General features: G+C 61.6%; 16 protein-coding genes. 2 read left to right on the top strand and 14 right to left on the bottom strand.

Features of this window, described 5'->3' with window-relative positions; translation table 11 throughout:
• Window positions 1–3 precede the first annotated feature (3 nt).
• The 13 genes from lipA to HJB89_RS17910 all read right to left on the bottom strand — a co-directional run bounded on the left by lipA (window position 4) and on the right by HJB89_RS17910 (window position 11,967).
• Complete coding sequence (gene lipA / locus HJB89_RS17970; protein ID WP_221117263.1) at window positions 4–975, bottom strand: lipoyl synthase; 972 nt, start codon at window positions 973–975, stop codon at window positions 4–6.
• Between the two features lie 45 nt (window positions 976–1,020).
• The gene (locus HJB89_RS17965) at window positions 1,021–1,269 is read right to left on the bottom strand and encodes a GlsB/YeaQ/YmgE family stress response membrane protein (RefSeq protein WP_012757333.1); all 249 of its coding nucleotides are present in this window, start codon (window positions 1,267–1,269) and stop codon (window positions 1,021–1,023) included.
• 24 nt (window positions 1,270–1,293) lie between these two features.
• A complete protein-coding gene (locus tag HJB89_RS17960; protein ID WP_003539329.1) occupies window positions 1,294–1,548 on the bottom strand; it encodes a GlsB/YeaQ/YmgE family stress response membrane protein in 255 nt (84 codons plus the stop codon).
• Window positions 1,549–1,685: 137 nt separating this feature from the next.
• Window positions 1,686–3,131 carry a dihydrolipoyl dehydrogenase gene (gene lpdA / locus HJB89_RS17955; protein ID WP_221150296.1) on the bottom strand — a complete coding sequence of 482 codons (1,446 nt, stop codon included), beginning with the start codon at window positions 3,129–3,131 and terminating at the stop codon, window positions 1,686–1,688.
• A 16-nt stretch (window positions 3,132–3,147) separates the two neighbouring features.
• Window positions 3,148–3,729 carry an N-acetyltransferase gene (locus HJB89_RS17950; RefSeq protein ID WP_221117265.1) on the bottom strand — a complete coding sequence of 194 codons (582 nt, stop codon included), beginning with the start codon at window positions 3,727–3,729 and terminating at the stop codon, window positions 3,148–3,150.
• Between the two features lie 2 nt (window positions 3,730–3,731).
• Window positions 3,732–4,373, bottom strand: coding sequence for an SGNH/GDSL hydrolase family protein (locus HJB89_RS17945; protein ID WP_221150295.1), 642 nt, complete (start codon window positions 4,371–4,373; stop codon window positions 3,732–3,734).
• Window positions 4,374–4,392: 19 nt separating this feature from the next.
• Window positions 4,393–5,745, bottom strand: coding sequence for a pyruvate dehydrogenase complex dihydrolipoamide acetyltransferase (locus HJB89_RS17940; protein ID WP_207584099.1), 1,353 nt, complete (start codon window positions 5,743–5,745; stop codon window positions 4,393–4,395).
• Window positions 5,746–5,760: 15 nt separating this feature from the next.
• Window positions 5,761–7,146 carry a pyruvate dehydrogenase complex E1 component subunit beta gene (locus HJB89_RS17935; RefSeq protein ID WP_207584098.1) on the bottom strand — a complete coding sequence of 462 codons (1,386 nt, stop codon included), beginning with the start codon at window positions 7,144–7,146 and terminating at the stop codon, window positions 5,761–5,763.
• Window positions 7,147–7,161: 15 nt separating this feature from the next.
• Complete coding sequence (pdhA, locus tag HJB89_RS17930; protein WP_207584097.1) at window positions 7,162–8,208, bottom strand: pyruvate dehydrogenase (acetyl-transferring) E1 component subunit alpha; 1,047 nt, start codon at window positions 8,206–8,208, stop codon at window positions 7,162–7,164.
• A gap of 145 nt (window positions 8,209–8,353) precedes the next feature.
• Entirely contained in the window at window positions 8,354–8,674 is a 321-nt protein-coding gene (locus tag HJB89_RS17925) for a septum formation initiator family protein (protein WP_049735204.1), read from the bottom strand.
• Window positions 8,675–8,812: 138 nt separating this feature from the next.
• A complete protein-coding gene (gene eno / locus HJB89_RS17920) occupies window positions 8,813–10,087 on the bottom strand; it encodes a phosphopyruvate hydratase (RefSeq protein ID WP_207584096.1) in 1,275 nt (424 codons plus the stop codon).
• Window positions 10,088–10,228: 141 nt separating this feature from the next.
• Window positions 10,229–11,074, bottom strand: coding sequence for a 3-deoxy-8-phosphooctulonate synthase (gene kdsA / locus HJB89_RS17915; RefSeq protein ID WP_207584095.1), 846 nt, complete (start codon window positions 11,072–11,074; stop codon window positions 10,229–10,231).
• Entirely contained in the window at window positions 11,071–11,967 is an 897-nt protein-coding gene (locus tag HJB89_RS17910) for a VOC family protein (protein ID WP_207584094.1), read from the bottom strand. Before HJB89_RS17910 ends, kdsA begins: the two co-directional genes overlap by 4 nt.
• 197 nt (window positions 11,968–12,164) lie before the next feature.
• Here HJB89_RS17910 and lexA point away from each other — a divergent pair, with 197 nt between their 5' ends.
• The gene (lexA, locus tag HJB89_RS17905; RefSeq protein WP_007628683.1) at window positions 12,165–12,884 is read left to right on the top strand and encodes a transcriptional repressor LexA; all 720 of its coding nucleotides are present in this window, start codon (window positions 12,165–12,167) and stop codon (window positions 12,882–12,884) included.
• Here the strand turns inward: lexA and HJB89_RS17900 are convergent.
• A complete protein-coding gene (locus tag HJB89_RS17900) occupies window positions 12,865–15,294 on the bottom strand; it encodes a ComEC/Rec2 family competence protein (RefSeq protein WP_207584093.1) in 2,430 nt (809 codons plus the stop codon). The genes lexA and HJB89_RS17900 overlap by 20 nt on opposite strands.
• 290 nt (window positions 15,295–15,584) lie before the next feature.
• Between HJB89_RS17900 and gltA the strand changes: the two genes are divergently transcribed.
• Window positions 15,585–16,874 carry a citrate synthase gene (gltA, locus tag HJB89_RS17895; protein WP_007628680.1) on the top strand — a complete coding sequence of 430 codons (1,290 nt, stop codon included), beginning with the start codon at window positions 15,585–15,587 and terminating at the stop codon, window positions 16,872–16,874.
• Window positions 16,875–16,907: the final 33 nt, after the last annotated feature.

Here is a 16,907-nt window from a genome sequence, read left to right as displayed (position 1 = left end):
CTCTTACTCGGCGGCGATCAGCAGCTTCTTTTCGCGCGCCGCTCTCAGCCGGGCGAAATCGTCGCCGGCATGGTGGGAGGAGCGGGTCAGCGGGCTGGAGGCGACCATCAGGAAGCCCTTGCTGTAGGCGACGGTCTCATAAGACTTGAACTCGTCTGGAGTGACGAAGCTTTCGACCCTGTGATGTTTGCGGGTCGGCTGCAGGTACTGGCCGATCGTCAGGAAATCGACGTCGGCGGTGCGCAGATCGTCCATCAGCTGCAGCACCTCGTTGCGCTCCTCGCCGAGGCCGACCATGATGCCCGATTTGGTGAACATGGTGGGATCGAGTTCCTTCACCCGCTGCAGCAGGCGGACCGAATGGAAATAGCGCGCGCCGGGGCGAACCGTCAGATAGTTGCCGGGCACCGTTTCCATATTGTGGTTGAAAACGTCAGGCTTGGCGGCGACAACGCGTTCCAGCGCACCAGGCTTCTTCAGGAAATCCGGCGTCAGGATCTCGATCGTCGTCATCGGCGAGGCTGCGCGGATCGCCCAGATCACCTTTTCGAAGTGTTCGGCGCCGCCGTCCTCCAGGTCGTCACGGTCGACCGAGGTGATGACGACGTGGGATAGGCCCATCTCCTTGACCGCCTTGGCGACATTCTCCGGCTCGGCCATATCGAGCGCGTTCGGCTTGCCGGTGGCGACGTTGCAGAAGGCGCAGGCGCGAGTACAGATCTCGCCCATGATCATGAAAGTGGCGTGCTTCTTGTCCCAGCACTCGCCGATATTCGGGCAGCCGGCCTCTTCGCAGACGGTGACGAGCTTGTGCTCCTTCACGATCGCGCGCGTCTCGGCATACCCCTTGGAGGTCGGCGCCTTGACGCGGATCCAGTCCGGCTTGCGCATGACTTCCGTATCGGGCCGATGCGCCTTTTCGGGATGGCGCACGCGCTTGGCGTCAGGATTGATCGTGTCGAGAATGGTCACCATTGCAGTATCAGCTTTCTACCGCTCCTTGCGGCAAATCATCCGGATCTAGCGCCGCACGAGCCGCGCCAGGAATATCAGCAGGCAGGCGCCGAGGAAACCCGTCACGAAGTAACCGAGCCGCCCACCGACCACTTCGACATGAAACTGCGCGAGCACGGCGCTGGCGACGACCGAACCGACGATGCCGAGCACGATGTTCAGGAAAATCCCGTATCGCGCTTCCATCAGCTTACCGGCGAGCCAGCCCGCAAGTCCGCCGATGATGATTGCCGAAATCCAGCCGACACTTTCCATTCTGCCCTGCCCTTCAGTTGCGCCTCAAGCGACCGCTCTGGCGATCAGCACCACGATGATGGCGCCGACGGTGGCGTGGATGATCTGTACCACCAGCGCATTTTCAATGCCCAGCGAAATACCGAGCGCGCTGAACAGATAACCGCCGACGAAGGCGCCGATGATGCCGCTCAGCAGGCACCTTATCAAGCCGCCGCCACCGACGACCAGACTTGCGAGAAAGCCTGCGACCAGGCCGATCAGCAAAAACACCAGCAACGCCTGTGTCTCCATAGACATGATGATTTCCTTTCGTTTTTTCCACCCCGGAGGAATAAGCCACGACGGGAATGGTTTTGGCCAACCCGGGGGATGGCTTACGCCACCCGGGCGGGACGGCTTTGCCGCCCTGAGATAAAGTGCGGCCTTGGAAATTATCAAGCGTTCAGCACACGGCCGTAAGCATCGAGAACCGCTTCCTTCATCGTTTCGGAAACGGTGGGATGCGGGAAGATGGTGTGCATCAGTTCTTCCTCGGTCGTTTCGAGGTTCATCGCGACGACGAAGCCCTGGATGAGCTCGGTGACTTCAGCGCCGACCATGTGGGCGCCGAGCAGCTCACCGGTCTTGTTGTCGAAGATCACCTTCACCATGCCCTGGTCTTCGCCGAGCGCGATCGCCTTGCCGTTCGCCGCGAAGGAGAAGCGGCCGACGCGGATGTCGCGGCCCTGTTCCTTGGCCTTGGCTTCGGTGATGCCGACGGAGGCGACCTGCGGATTGCAATAGGTGCAGCCCGGGACCTTGCCCTTATCAGTGGGATGAACGTTCGGCAGGCCGGCGATCTTTTCGACGCAGACCACGCCCTCATGCTCGGCCTTGTGCGCCAGCATCGGCGGGCCGGCGACATCGCCGATCGCATAGATGCCGGCGACACTGGTCTTGCCGTAACCGTCGATGACGACGCAGCCGCGGTCGGTCTTGACGCCGAGCGCCTCGAGGCCGAGGTTTTCGATGTTGCCCTGAACGCCGACGGCCGAAATCAGCCGGTCGGCAGTGATTTGCTGGACCTTGCCGTCTGCGGTCTCGACATGCGCGGTGATGCTGCCCGCACCTTTCTCGACCTTGGTGACCTTGGCGCTGGTGAAGATCTTGAGGCCGCGCTTTTCAAGCTGTTTGCGGGCGATGGCGGTAATCTCGGCATCCTCGACCGGCATGATGGTCGGCATGACTTCGACAACGGTCACGTCGACGCCCATCGAGCGATAGAAGCTTGCGAATTCGATACCGATCGCGCCCGAACCCATGACGATCAGCGACTTCGGCAGTGCATCCGGCTTCAGCGCCTCGAAATAGGTCCAGATCAGTTTACCATCAGGCTCGATGCCGGGCAGCGCGCGCGGGCGGGCGCCGGTGGCGATGATGATATGCTTGGCGGTATAGGTGCCCTCGCCCTTGACGTTCTTCGGCAGCGGGTGCTGCGGCTCGACGGCGGGCTTCGACGACTTGCCGACGACGATCTCGCCAGGCTTGGTGATCTTGCCCTCGCCCCAGATGATGTCGATCTTGTTCTTTTTCATCAGGAAGCCGACGCCGGCATTGAGACGGGCGGAGACGGCGCGCGAGCGGCCGACGACGGCCTTGGCATCCGGCTTGACCGTGCCTTCGAGAACGAGACCGTAATCCTTGAAGTGATTAGCATGGTCGAGCACCTCGGCCGAGCGCAGCAGCGCCTTTGTGGGTATGCAGCCCCAGTTCAGGCAGATGCCGCCCATATGCTCGCGCTCGACAATCGCGGTCTTGAGGCCGAGCTGGCTGGCGCGAATGGCGGCGACATAGCCGCCGGGGCCGGAGCCGATGATGATGACGTCGTAGGATTCAGCCATGTGTTTCCTGCCTTTGTTACGCTGCGCTGCGGGTCATGAGCACCCACGCGTGTCTTTTGCTGTTTTCGAAGAGCGGCACGGCATCGGCGCGCGCAGCCTCCAGGAATCCGTTTCTTCCATAAAGCGACAGAGCCGCTTCGTTATCACTTGCGGTAATGAGACTGACGGGGCGGCGATCGGCCCTGTCGATCTGATCCTCCAGCAGCCTGCGTCCGATGCCGATGCCGCGCAGATGGCGATAGACGCCGAGACTGCCGACGAACCAGCTTCCGACTACCGTTTTCTGCAAGGCGAGCATCGGCTCGGTCGCTGGAATCGTCGCCTCGATATCGCCTATGCCTTCCTGCAGCGCATGGCCGATCGCCACACCCGCGACCTCGCCATAGGCCTCGGCGATGACGGCATCCTGCCAGCCGCCGACAACTTCCTCTTCGCTCATCTTCAGCCGGCCCCGCTCTAAGGGCGTGTCGCTGATGCCGTTCGCCACATCGGCGAACCAGAGCCGGGAAGCAAAACCGTGCGAGGCAATATCCGCCAAGATCGCCAGCTCCGAGGCATCCCGCCGTGAGGCCTGCCGCAGGGCGATGAAGGCGGTCATGGTCAGATCCCCAGCATCATCCGTACGATCGATTCCAGCCCACGCCCGAGCGCACGCGTATTTTCCGAATCGAGGTGAATGCCGTCGATCGGTGTGGTCCTGGCGACGGAATTGCCGTCGAAAAAGCCGCAGCCGAGTTCGTCGGCAAGATCACGATAAAGGGTTGCAAGCTTTGCCGATTCGTCGATGCCGCCGGGAAAGGATGCGGCGAAAGGCACATTGCCGGTCGCGCAGATCGCCGGCGGCGCCACGATCAGGATCTCCGGCCCGTCGAATTCGAAGGGCCAGGCATGATTGCGGATCAGCCGTACGAGCCGGCTGATGCCCTGGCAGGCGGCAAAAGCCGAGCCGGCCACGACCGGCTTCATGTCGTTGGTGCCGAGCAGAAGGATGACGAGGTCGAGCGGCGCGTGCGTCTGCAGGATCGTCGGCAGAATGCGCGCACCGTTGCGGTCGCAGTCGGCCAGGTGATCGTCGAAAGCGGTCGTGCGACCATTCAGGCCTTCGGCAATGACACGCGCCTCACTGCCGAGCGCTGCCTGAAGCACGCTCGTCCAGCGATTCTTGTAGTCATGACGGCCGATCGTCTCGGCGTCATAACCCCAGGTCAGCGAGTCGCCATAACAAAGAACGGCCTTGGTCATTTCCGCCTCCGCCCAGTTGTCAGACCAGCATGCCCATCGGGTTTTCGATATAGCCCTTGAAGGCCTGGAGCAGCTCGGCGCCGAGCGCGCCATCGACGCAGCGATGGTCGGTCGACAGCGTGACCGACATCACGGTGGCGATAGCCATTTCGCCCTTCTTGACGACGACCCGCTGTTCGCCGGCGCCGACCGCAAGGATGGTCGCATGCGGCGGGTTGACGACGGCGGCGAAGTTCTTCACGCCCATCATCCCCATGTTCGAGACCGAGCTGGTGCCGCCCTGATATTCCTCGGGCTTCAGCTTGCGGTCCTTGGCCCGCTTGCCGAGATCGCGCATCTCGTTGGAGATCGCCGACAGCGTCTTCTGCTCGGCCTTGCGGATGATCGGGGTGATCAGGCCGCCGGGGATCGAGACGGCGACGCCGACATCGGCGTACTTGTGCTTGACCATGTTGTTGTCGGTCCAGGAGACGTTGGCATCCGGAACGTCGCGCAGCGACAGCGCCATGGCCTTGATGACCATGTCGTTGACCGAGAGCTTGTAGGCGGGAGCGCCATCCTTGCGCGGGGCTGCATCGTTCAGCTGGGCGCGCAACGCCATCAGAGCATCGAGCTCGCAATCGACGCTGACGTAGAAATGCGGGATCGTCTGCTTGGATTCGACCAGGCGTCTGGCGATCGTCTTGCGCATGCCGTCATGCGGCACGAGCTCGTAGGAACCCGGTTCGAACAGCTTGAGCACGGCCTCCTCGGAAGCGCCCTTCGGCGCTGCAGCGGCCGGAGCCGGAGCCGCAGCAGCTTGCGGAGCGGTAGCTGCGGGTGTGGCGGCCTTGGCGCCACCACCGGCAACGGCGGCTTCGACGTCGTTCTTGACGACGCGGCCATGCGGGCCGGAGCCCGCGACAGCCGAAAGGTCGATACCGGCCTCCTTGGCGAGCCTGCGGGCAAGCGGCGAAGAGAAGGTGCGACTGCCGTCTGGTGAAACCGATGCAGGTGCAGCGGCAGGTGCCGGTGCTGCAGCCGGAGCGGACTGGGCCGGTGCAGCCTCCGCTTTTGCGGCCGGTGCGGCTTCGGCCTTCTGCGCCGGAGCGGGCGAGCCCGCGCCGCTTGCGGCAGCGGCGACATCCTCGCCATCGGCGGCGAGAACGGCGATCAGCGCATTGACCTTGACGCCTTCGGTGCCGGCGGCAACGACGAGCTTGGCGACCGTGCCTTCATCGACGGCTTCGACTTCCATCGTCGCCTTGTCGGTCTCGATCTCGGCGATCACATCGCCAGACTTGACCGTGTCGCCTTCCTTGACCAGCCATTTGGAAAGATTGCCTTCTTCCATGGTCGGAGAGAGGGCGGGCATCGTGATATTGATCGGCATCGAGATACCCTCCCCTTATTTGTAACAAACAGCCTTCACCGCATCGACGACTTCGCCGACGTTCGGAAGCGCCAGCTTTTCGAGATTGGCGGCGTAGGGCATCGGCACATCCTTGCCGGCAATCGTCAGAATCGGCGCATCGAGATAATCGAAGGCCTGCTGCATGACGCGGGTGGCGATTTCGGTGCCGACGGATGATTGCGGATAGCCTTCCTCGACGGTGACCAGGCGACCGGTCTTCTTCACCGATTCGATCACGGTCGGCAGATCCATCGGGCGGATGGTGCGAAGGTCGATCAGTTCGACGTCGATGCCGATCTTTTCGAGTTCGGCGACAGCCTTCGTCGCATAGGTCATGCCGATGCCGAAGGAGACCACGGTTACGTCCTTGCCCGGACGATGGATGCGAGCCTTGCCGATCGGCAGGACGAAATTGTCGAGCTTCGGCACATCGAAGTGCTGGCCGTAGAGAATTTCGTTCTCGAGGAAGATGACCGGATTCGGATCGCGGATCGCAGCCTTGAGCAGGCCCTTGGCGTCGGATGCCGTGTAGGGCATGACGACCTTCAGGCCGGGGATTGCGCTGTACCAGGCAGCATAGTCCTGGCTGTGCTGGGCGCCGACACGGGCGGCGGCGCCATTCGGGCCGCGAAACACGATCGGCGCGCCCATCTGGCCGCCGGACATATAGAGCGTCTTGGCTGCGGAGTTGATGATATGGTCGATCGCCTGCATGGCGAAGTTGAAGGTCATGAATTCGACGATCGGGCGAAGGCCGGCCATTGCGGCGCCGACACCGACGCCGGCAAAACCGTGCTCGGTGATAGGCGTATCGATGACACGGCGAGGGCCGAATTCCTGCAGCAGGCCCTGTGTGACCTTGTAGGCGCCCTGATATTCGGCGACTTCCTCGCCCATGACGAAGACGTCTTCGCTGGCGCGCATTTCCTCGGCCATGGCGTCGCGGAGCGCTTCGCGCACGGTGGTCGACACCATTTCGGTGCCGGCCGGAATTTCCGGGTCATTCGGCACGACGGCCTTCGGCTCGGCCGGAAGCGGCGCTGCAGCAGAACCGGTGTTGGTCGGCTTTTCTTCCTGGGCAACCGCTGGGGCGGCAGCGGCGGCCGGTTTGGCGGCGGAGATATCCGCGGCGGATTCGCCGTCCTGCAACAGCACGGCGATCTTGGTGTTGACCTTGACGCCTTCGGTGCCGGCGTCGACGAGCAGCTTGCCGATGACGCCTTCGTCGATGGCTTCGACTTCCATCGTCGCCTTGTCGGTTTCGATTTCGGCAATCACGTCGCCGGAGGTGACCTTGTCACCTTCCTGTTTCAGCCATTTGGACAGCGTGCCTTCTTCCATCGTCGGAGAGAGGGCGGGCATGAGGATATCGATAGGCATGGGTTCCCTCCCCGATTAGAGCAGAATGTCGGTGTAGAGCTCGGATGCATCCGGCTCCGGATCGGCCTGGGCGAAGTCGGCGCTGTCGGCGACGATGTCGCGGACATCCTTGTCGATCGCCTTCAGATCGTCTTCGGAAGCCCAGCCCTTTTCGACGAGGCGTGCTTTCACCTGTTCGATCGGGTCATGTTCGGAGCGCATCTTCTGCACTTCGTCCTTGGAGCGATACTTCGCCGGGTCGGACATGGAGTGACCGCGATAACGATAGGTCAGCATTTCGAGAATGATCGGACCCTTGCCGGAGCGGCAATGTTCGAGCGCCTCGTCGGCCGCCGCCTTGACGGCGCGAACGTCCATGCCATCGACCTGAATGCCGGGGATGCCGAAGCCGGAACCGCGCAGCGAGTAGTTCGACTGGGCGGTGGCGCGCGCCGTCGACGTGCCCATGGCGTAGCGGTTGTTCTCGACGATATAGACGATCGGCAGCTTCCAGAGGGCCGCCATGTTGAAGCTCTCGTAGACCTGGCCCTGGTTGGCGGCGCCGTCGCCGAAATAGGCGATCGAGACATTGCCGTTGCCGCGGTAATGGTTGGCAAAGGCAAGACCGGTTCCGAGTGAAACCTGGGCACCGACGATGCCGTGACCGCCGTAGAAATGCTTTTCTTTCGAGAACATGTGCATCGAGCCGCCCTTCCCGTGGGAATAGCCGCTGCGGCGCCCGGTCAGTTCCGCCATGACGCCGCGCGCTTCCATGCCGGTTGCCAGCATGTGGCCGTGGTCGCGATAGGCGGTGATGACCTGGTCGCCTTCCTTCTGCGCCATCTGCATGCCGACGACGACAGCTTCCTGACCGATGTAGAGGTGGCAAAAGCCGCCGATGAAGCCCATGCCGTAAAGTTGGCCGGCCTTCTCCTCGAAGCGGCGGATCATCAGCATCTCGCGATAGGCCTTGAGCTCTTCATCGCGATCGAAGTCGGCTACCGGGCCTCCATTCGATGCTTTGGCTGCCGGTTTTGCTGCAGTTTTGCGGCTGGAAACGGTCGCGGTCTTTCGCGGCGCCATTCAACCCTCCCTATGGGTTTGTCGGTTCTTGGTGGCGCGTACCATAGGGAAGAAAGATGACCACAGCAATGCCATAATTGCATGGCTCATATTCAGCACTAAACAGTTGATTACATTTCGGAAATACCAATTAACCTGATTTCAGTTAATTGGAATAATGGTTGAATATGACGATCTCGTCCGCGCGCGACATGTTGAGCTGATAGCGCGCTTTTTCGTCCAGCATATCCTTGTCGAGCGAGCCGTCACTCAGCAGCGCGACCTGATTTTCCAGATGTTCGCGCTTCGCCTTCAAGATCGCAAGCTCTTTTTCACGCGCGACACGCTGATGCTCGAACGTCTCTGTTGCGCGCAGGCCGTAATCGCCATGAATGCAATGATAACCGAAATAGGAAAGGAAGGCGACCGTCATGGCCGGAATGACGAAGCGGCCGAACTTTCTCTTCTTATGATGCTTTGTCCACATACACGCATGCTCTTGAACGCATTACCAATTCGTTCAGCATAACGCGCAGAGATTAACCGTTCATTGACCGTAAAGACGGGCAACAAAAAACCCGCGCCGGAGAGGCGCGGGCTCAAGCCGTTTGAAAATCAGATTCGATCAGGCGCGGATGATCGAGCGGCCGGCATACTGAGCCTGCGGGCCCAGGCCCTCCTCGATGCGGATCAGCTGGTTGTACTTGGCGAGGCGGTCGGAACGCGACAGTGAGCCGGTCTTGATCTGGCCGCAGTTGGTGGCGACCGCGAGGTCGGCGATGGTCGAATCTTCGGTTTCGCCGGAGCGGTGGGACATGACGGCGGTATAGGCTGCCTTGTGCGCCGTGTTGACGGCGTCGAGCGTTTCCGTCAGCGAGCCGATCTGGTTGACCTTGACGAGGATCGAATTGGCGACGCCCATGCGAATGCCGTCGCGAAGACGAGCGGAGTTGGTGACGAAGAGATCGTCGCCGACGAGCTGGGTCTTCTTGCCGGCCAAGTCGGTCAGCGTCTTCCAGCCGTCCCAGTCGTCTTCGGCCATGCCGTCCTCGATCGAGATGATCGGGTACTTAGCAGCGAGTTCGGCCAGATATTCGGCCATGGCGCCCGATTCGAGCGTGCGGCCCTCGCCTTCAAGAACGTACTTGCCGTCCTTGAAGAATTCCGTCGAGGCGCAGTCAAGGCCGAGGCACATGTCGTCGCCCGGTGTATAGCCGGCTTTCTCGATCGACTTCATGATGAAGTCGAGAGCCTCGGGCGCGCTCTTCAGGCCGGGTGCAAAACCGCCTTCGTCGCCGACATTGGTGTTGTGGCCCTGCGCGGCCAGTTCCTTGCGGAGCGTATGGAAGACTTCCGAACCCATGCGTACGGCTTCAGCGATCGTATCGGCGCCGACCGGCAGGATCATGAATTCCTGGAAATCGATAGGATTGTCGGCATGGGCGCCGCCGTTGATGATGTTCATCATCGGAACCGGAAGCAGGCACGCGGACGCGCCGCCGACATAACGGTAGAGCGGCAGGCCGGAGGCCTGGGCGGCAGCCTTGGCGACGGCCAGCGATACGCCGAGAATGGCGTTGGCGCCGAGGCGCGACTTGTTCGGCGTGCCGTCGAGCTCGATCATGATGTTGTCGATCTGGATCTGGTTTTCGGCATCGATGCCGCCGATCGCGTCGAAGATCTCGGTGTTGGCGGCATCGACCGCCTTTTGCACACCCTTGCCGAGGTAGCGCTTGCCGCCGTCGCGCAGCTCGACCGCCTCATGCGCGCCGGTCGAAGCGCCCGAGGGAACGGCCGCGCGGCCCATGCTGCCGTCTTCGAGATAGACATCAACTTCGACGGTGGGGTTGCCACGGCTATCGAGAATCTCGCGGGCGATGATATCGGTGATTGCAGTCATGGGTTCTTCCTGCTCGGTGGGTGATCAATCGTTCGAAGCCTGTCATAATCGAAGGCGTGCAAATTACAATGGCGCATTGCGACACCCTCGACCTGCATGTCTGAACGTCGCTATAGCACGAACATGTCAGGCTTTTGACTGTCAGCCCTTGGCGACAGCATCGAAGGCGAGCAGCTTTTCCAAAAGCCGCGGCATGTCTTTGAGATAGACCATGTTCGGGCCGTCGGACGGTGCGTTGTCGGGGTCCTGATGGGTTTCGACGAACACGCCGGCGATACCGGTCGCCACCGCTGCGCGCGCCAGCGTTTCCACAAATTCCCGCTGACCACCGGAGGAATCGCCCTGCCCGCCCGGCTGCGCCACGGAATGCGTTGCATCGAAAACAACCGGCGCGCCCATCGACGCCATGATCGGCAGCGAGCGCATGTCGGAGACCAAAGTGTTATAACCGAAGGAGGCGCCGCGTTCGCACAGCAGCACGTTCGGATTGCCGCTGGCATTGAGCTTCTTCAGGACGTTTTTCATATCCCAGGGAGCGAGGAACTGGCCCTTCTTGACATTGACGGCGCGGCCGGTCTCGGCGGCGGCGATCAGAAGGTCGGTCTGGCGGCAGAGGAAAGCCGGGATCTGCAGGACATCGACCACTTTTGCCACCGCGGCGCATTGCTCGGCGGTGTGGACGTCGGTCAGGACGGGAAAACCGAACTCCTTCTTCAGGTCGGCGAAGATCTGCATGCCCTTTTCAAGCCCGATGCCGCGTTCGGCAGAGAGCGAGGTGCGGTTTGCCTTGTCGAAGGAGCTCTTGTAGACGAGACCGATGCCGAGTTTGGCGCAAAGCTCCTTCAGTGTGCCGGCAACCATGAAGGCGTGGTCGCGGCTCTCCATCTGGCAAGGGCCGGCAATCAGCGACAGGCGGCCGGTATTGGAAAATGTGACCTGGCCTGCGCCCTCGCCGATCCTGACTTCGGAATTCGTATCAGTGCTCATCGTGTTTCCTCGAAGGCGAAGAGCGTGCCCTGCCCGGGCGCGGGCTTCACCAGAATGCGATTGTTCTTGCGCGTGTAGGTCACTCCGTTAGCAGCCAAATGCGCTTCTGTCACGGCAAGATCGGTGACGGCAAAGAGGATAGCCCGGCCGCGCAGGCCGCGGTCGGCGGATGCGACGGCGATCTCGAAATAGGCCTCCAGCCCTTCCGGCGTCATCAGGCTGATTTTCGCATTCGGCGCCGCGATATTAACGCCGAAACCGGTTTTCTCGACGGCCGATTGCGCCGTTGCAAGGCTGACGAAGGCGGCGAATGCAGAGGGGTCCGGCGCGCAAAGCGCGATCTCGGCAATGCCGGTGACGCCATTGGCATGCGTCTCTAGCGCACCGCGATCGGCCGGCAGAGGATTGATGCGCTCAACACAGAAGAGGAAGAAATCCGGCGCGCGCAACTCAGCGGCAAAGGCCAGCTTGAAGCCGGCCATGGTCTCGGAACCGTCCGGCATTTTCATCGGCCGGCTGAACTGCAGCATGTCGCCGGCGCTCGATCCGCTGCCGACGAAGCTCCGATGAGCGCGGCCGGCATCCCCGGTGCCGAACGCCACCGCCGAAAGCCCCTCCTCGCCACAGCGGAAGCGGAAGGCCCGATTGCGGGCGGTGAAGACATTGCCTTGCCGCGCCGATGCCTCGCTCTCCTCGCGGCTGGCGATACCGAGCGGCTCCAGATAGGTCTTGTCGGCAAAGAAGACGCAGGCATTCTCCGTTCCGAAGGGATGGCGGGCATCGGCGGCAACGGTGAAGCCAAGCTTGCCGAGCCTTTCGCGCGCCAGGTCGATATTGACAACGGGCAGCACGACATGATCCAGCGGGTGCGGTTTGGCCGAGTGCTCGTTCATGATATCCCTCCCTGAAACGCCAAGAGGGTGCGACAGCGCCACCTTCAATGCAAGACATGTGCGCCAATCCGGCGAATGAAAATAAAAAACTCAACGAGTTGGCGGCAAGTTTTACGGAAATTTAGCTACTTGCGGAACACATATGGAACATATAGTGTTCTGTTCTGGATTTGTTTCAATCAAGGGGTCACACGTCGATGCTCACGCGCAAACAACAGGAGCTCCTGCTTTTCATTCATGAGCGCATGAAGGAATCCGGCATTCCGCCCTCTTTCGACGAAATGAAGGATGCCCTGGATCTGGCCTCGAAATCCGGCATTCATCGTTTGATCACAGCGCTTGAAGAGCGTGGCTTCATTCGCCGCCTACCGAACCGCGCCCGGGCGCTCGAGGTCATCAAGCTTCCGGAGGCCTACAGCCCGAGCATCCAGCCCCGGCGCGGCTTTTCGCCAAGCGTCATCGAGGGCAGCCTCGGCAAGCCGCAGCCGGTCGCCGCCCCCGCTCCTGCAAAACCGGTCGCCGATAACGGCAACTCCGTCTCCGTGCCGGTCATGGGCCGGATCGCTGCCGGCGTTCCGATCTCGGCGATCCAGAATAACACCCACGACATCGTCGTTCCCGCAGACATGCTCGGCTCCGGCGAACATTATGCGCTGGAGGTCAAGGGCGATTCGATGATCGACGCCGGCATCTTCGACGGCGACACGGTAATCATCCGCAACGGCAGCACCGCAAGTCCCGGCGACATTGTCGTTGCCCTGGTCGATGACGAAGAAGCGACGCTCAAACGTTTCCGCCGCAAGGGCGCCTCGATCGCGCTGGAGGCTGCCAATCCGGCTTATGAGACCCGGATTTTCGGGCCGGACCGCGTCAAGGTGCAGGGCAAGCTCGTCGGCCTCATTCGCCGCTATCACTGACATTGGAGAGGCCGGATTCGGCAAAACTGTTGCTGCGCCAGTCATAGGCGCGATGGCGCTTCCATGGGCGCGACAGGGTTTCGAATGCGGTCACGACCTCCAGGCCGGCATCGGCGAAGCGCAGCTCGACGGAGCCAGTCCTGCGCAGCGTCTCACCGGTAAAGAGCGTCGCTCCTGATCGGCAGCTGTTGAACCGCAGGCGGACCGACGTCACGACGATATCCGCCGCGTCGCAAGCCGGACCGAGATAGGCAGCGTTGTCGATGACGGCAACCACATGACCATTGCCGAGCCTTGATGTGCACCAGGCCTTTTTGACGCAGGAAAAGCGGTTTGCTTCACCACCGGCGACAGCCGCCCGCATCGCCGCCCTCGCTTCATTCTGCTGATCGCGGGAAAGCCTGACGCGGCGGTCGTCTCCCTCCGGCGGGACAGCGGGACCATCCAGCATTTTCGGCGGGAAATGCGTCGGCAGGACAAGTGCTCTCTGCCACTGATCGAAGATGAAATCCGGCGGGTTTTCGCGGTTGGAAGCGATTGCCGCAGCCGCGACCACTGCGACGAGACTGCCATCCTCCGAAATCACCAGATCCGGCGCCCGGGGAAGCGGCAGAAGCAGCACGCCGAGCGTAGAGACGGCGATAATCGATGTGCCGATATGGCGCAGCCGGGTGCGCAGCAGCGTCAGCAGCAGAAAGCCGGCCACGGCGACAGCGAAATACCAAGCCGGCAAGCGGCCGATGCCGATATCACCGCCCCAACCGGACACCGTTTTGGCGACCGCAATCACCAGGTCGAGGCCGAGGCCGACCACCTTCCAGAGCGGAACGTCCAGACCGAACGGCATGAGCAACATCGCCAGCAGCCCGGCCGGCATGACGATGAAGGAGATGATCGGCATCGTCGCGAGATTTGCCGGCAGCCCGTAAGCGGTCAGGCGATGAAAATGTTCGATCGAAAACAGCGCCGTGGAAAAACCGCCGATCAGCGAGGTCAGGAAGACGCCGCCGAAGAAGCCGGCGACGGCAACGACCGGTCGGAAGACCGGCAGTTTCAGCAAGGCGTTTTCGCGGACGCGCCGGTCCTTCCACAGTTGATAACCCGATACGAGTGCCAATGTCGCGGCAAAGGACATCTGGAAGCTCGGGCCCAAGACTTCGGACGGCGAAATGGCGATGATGACGAGCGCCGAGAGAACGACATTGCGCAGGCTGATCGACGGCCGGTCGAAGAAGACGGCGACCAGCATGATCGCCATCATGATGAAGGCACGTTCGGCCGAGACCCCGAAGCCGGAAATCAGGTAGTAGGCGGTGACGGCGCTGAGCGCGCCGGCGGCGGCGATCTTCTTTGTCGGATAGGCCTGAGCGACGCCCGGAAAAAGGCTGAGCAGCATCCGGAAGCCGACGAAGAAGATGCCGGCCGACAGCGCCATGTTGAGGCCGGAGATCGCGACAATATGAGCAAGGCCGGACTGGCGCAGCGCCTCCGTCGTCGCATTCGAGATGGCGCGTCGCTCGTCGGTCACCAAAGCAGCGGCAAAAGCGCCGGTGTCGCCGGGCAGGATCGATCGTATGCGGTCGCCAATGCTACTGCGCAGGCGGTAAAGCCATTCCAGCAGAGCTGCCGATGTCGATCTGGCAGCCTGCGGACCCGCCTCCAGATCCTTCTCTGGCGCACCGTAGAAGAAGCCGTTGGCGCCGATGCCATCGAAATAGGCACCGAAGGAGAAGTCGTTGAGCTCGGGAAGTGCGGGGCCTGCCGGCGGCGTCAGTCGTGCCCTGCCGGTGATGAGGTCGCCGATGTCGAAAGGCATGTCGGCGCCGCGGACGATCGCGGTTATGCGTCCCGGCGGCCGCTTCAACTCCGGCGCCTCCGTGCCGGTGACGGCAAGAATGTAGCGCCAGCGCCCACGGCCGTCGCCTTCTCGCCGCTCGACTCGGCCGGTCACTGTCGTCGTCACCGAGGAATCGAGGATCACCGTCGAAGCCCGCCAGCTCTCGAATTGTGCGCAGAGCATGCCGCCGGCCACGAGTGCAGGCGCCAGCAGCGTCGCCCGCAATGCCGCCCGGCTGCGGCCGACGATGAGAACCGCGATCGTCAGCACCAACAGAGAGAGCAGCGATGCAACAAGCGGAAATTCGGATGCCGCAACAAACCAGAAGGCCGCCCCGGCGCCGAGAAACACCGGCGAAAAAAGCAGCAAGCGGCCATGATCCGCCTCCTCGCCCAGCATGCGCATGCCGGCGCCAATCGATTGCCGGGCTGCGGCGAGCAGCCGGTGGCGCAAAGATGTCGTCGACTGCGTCCTGGTCGGCCGTATCACCACGATAGGCGGCGAAAAACCGGAGGGACCGGCTGAGCCGGCGCCTGCTTCCGGCCGCAATTCGACTGTCGTCACTTCCTGCATGTGCCGCCCAAGGTCACCCGCGAAGACGGCCAGAATGCATTCTCTAATCAAATCCGGCAAGGATAATCGATTGAAATATGAGGGAAAATCGCCAGCGCCAAAAGACTAAGCGAATCATTGGCTTCCGATATGCACGGGGCTCATCGCTGCAGTGCCTAAAAGGTGATACCGCAATGCACAAAATGCCGGCACGGTAACTTGGCATTAGCTTCACGATCATATAGCTATCGGTAAGGACGCTTAACCCCTATGGCGCTTTTATGGCGCCACCGCCATTTCGGAGGATCAGCATGACGGATCAAAGCGCTACAATAAAAATCGGTGACAAATCTGTCGACCTAGCCGTCAAAAGCGGCACGATCGGCCCGAGCGTCATCGATATCGGTGCCCTTTACAAGAACACGGCTTCCTTCACGTACGATCCGGGTTTCACCTCGACCGCATCCTGTGAATCGAAAATCACCTACATCGACGGCGACGAAGGTGTGCTGCTGCATCGCGGCTATCCGATCGAGCAACTGGCCGAGCATGGCGACTTCCTCGAGGTCTGCTATCTGCTTCTCTACGGCGAACTGCCGACCACCGTACAGAAGAAAGATTTCGATTATCGCGTCACGCACCACACCATGGTGCACGAGCAGATGAGCCGGTTCTTCACCGGCTTCCGCCGTGACGCCCATCCGATGGCCGTCATGTGCGGCTGCGTCGGCGCACTGTCGGCTTTCTATCATGACTCAACCGACATCACCGATCCGCACCAGCGCATGGTCGCCAGCCTGCGCATGATCGCCAAGATGCCGACGCTTGCGGCCATGGCTTACAAATACCATATCGGCCAGCCCTTCGTTTATCCGAAGAACGATCTCGACTACGCCTCGAACTTCCTGCGCATGTGTTTTGCCGTGCCTTGCGAAGAATATGTGGTCAATCCGGTGCTTGCCCGCGCCATGGATCGGATCTTCATCCTGCATGCCGATCACGAGCAGAACGCCTCGACTTCGACCGTGCGTCTCGCCGGTTCGTCGGGCGCCAATCCGTTCGCCTGCATCGCAGCCGGCATCGCCTGCCTCTGGGGGCCTGCGCATGGCGGCGCCAACGAAGCAGCGCTCAACATGCTGCATGAGATCGGCTCAGTCGACCACATTCCAGAATATATCGCCCGCGCCAAGGACAAGAACGATCCGTTCCGCCTGATGGGCTTCGGTCACCGCGTCTACAAGAACTATGATCCGCGCGCCAAGATCATGCAGAAGACGACGCATGAGGTGCTCGGCGAACTCGGCATCAAGGACGATCCGTTGCTCGAAGTGGCGATGGAGCTTGAGCGCATCGCGCTCACCGACGAATATTTCATCGAAAAGAAGCTCTATCCGAACATCGACTTCTATTCCGGCATCACGCTGAAGGCGCTGGGCTTCCCCACGACGATGTTCACCGTGCTCTTCGCGCTTGCCCGCACCGTCGGCTGGATCGCGCAGTGGAACGAGATGATCGAGGATCCGGAGCAGCGCATCGGCCGTCCGCGCCAGCTCTATGTCGGCGAACCGAAGCGTGACTACATTCCGGTTTCGAAGCGCTAATCGCTTCCCCAACCAACGAAAAACCCGGTCACC

It is taken from the genome of Rhizobium sp. NZLR8 (genome assembly GCF_019685025.1).
GTDB lineage: Bacteria > Pseudomonadota > Alphaproteobacteria > Rhizobiales > Rhizobiaceae > Rhizobium.
Note: the sequence above shows the minus strand (reverse complement) of the source record. Positions and strands in the feature narration are given on the sequence as shown.

Excerpts from the sequence above, each read along its gene's own strand:
- lipA (WP_221117263.1), bottom strand. The coding sequence starts at position 975 with ATGGTGACCATTCTCGACACGATCAATCCTGACGCCAAGCGCGTGCGC.
- HJB89_RS17965 (WP_012757333.1), bottom strand. The coding sequence starts at position 1,269 with ATGGAAAGTGTCGGCTGGATTTCGGCAATCATCATCGGCGGACTTGCG.
- HJB89_RS17960 (WP_003539329.1), bottom strand. The coding sequence starts at position 1,548 with ATGTCTATGGAGACACAGGCGTTGCTGGTGTTTTTGCTGATCGGCCTG.
- lpdA (WP_221150296.1), bottom strand. The coding sequence starts at position 3,131 with ATGGCTGAATCCTACGACGTCATCATCATCGGCTCCGGCCCCGGCGGC.
- HJB89_RS17950 (WP_221117265.1), bottom strand. The coding sequence starts at position 3,729 with ATGACCGCCTTCATCGCCCTGCGGCAGGCCTCACGGCGGGATGCCTCG.
- HJB89_RS17945 (WP_221150295.1), bottom strand. The coding sequence starts at position 4,373 with ATGACCAAGGCCGTTCTTTGTTATGGCGACTCGCTGACCTGGGGTTAT.
- HJB89_RS17940 (WP_207584099.1), bottom strand. The coding sequence starts at position 5,745 with ATGCCGATCAATATCACGATGCCCGCCCTCTCTCCGACCATGGAAGAA.
- HJB89_RS17935 (WP_207584098.1), bottom strand. The coding sequence starts at position 7,146 with ATGCCTATCGATATCCTCATGCCCGCCCTCTCTCCGACGATGGAAGAA.
- pdhA (WP_207584097.1), bottom strand. The coding sequence starts at position 8,208 with ATGGCGCCGCGAAAGACCGCGACCGTTTCCAGCCGCAAAACTGCAGCA.
- HJB89_RS17925 (WP_049735204.1), bottom strand. The coding sequence starts at position 8,674 with ATGTGGACAAAGCATCATAAGAAGAGAAAGTTCGGCCGCTTCGTCATT.
- eno (WP_207584096.1), bottom strand. The coding sequence starts at position 10,087 with ATGACTGCAATCACCGATATCATCGCCCGCGAGATTCTCGATAGCCGT.
- kdsA (WP_207584095.1), bottom strand. The coding sequence starts at position 11,074 with ATGAGCACTGATACGAATTCCGAAGTCAGGATCGGCGAGGGCGCAGGC.
- HJB89_RS17910 (WP_207584094.1), bottom strand. The coding sequence starts at position 11,967 with ATGAACGAGCACTCGGCCAAACCGCACCCGCTGGATCATGTCGTGCTG.
- lexA (WP_007628683.1), top strand. The coding sequence starts at position 12,165 with ATGCTCACGCGCAAACAACAGGAGCTCCTGCTTTTCATTCATGAGCGC.
- HJB89_RS17900 (WP_207584093.1), bottom strand. The coding sequence starts at position 15,294 with ATGCAGGAAGTGACGACAGTCGAATTGCGGCCGGAAGCAGGCGCCGGC.
- gltA (WP_007628680.1), top strand. The coding sequence starts at position 15,585 with ATGACGGATCAAAGCGCTACAATAAAAATCGGTGACAAATCTGTCGAC.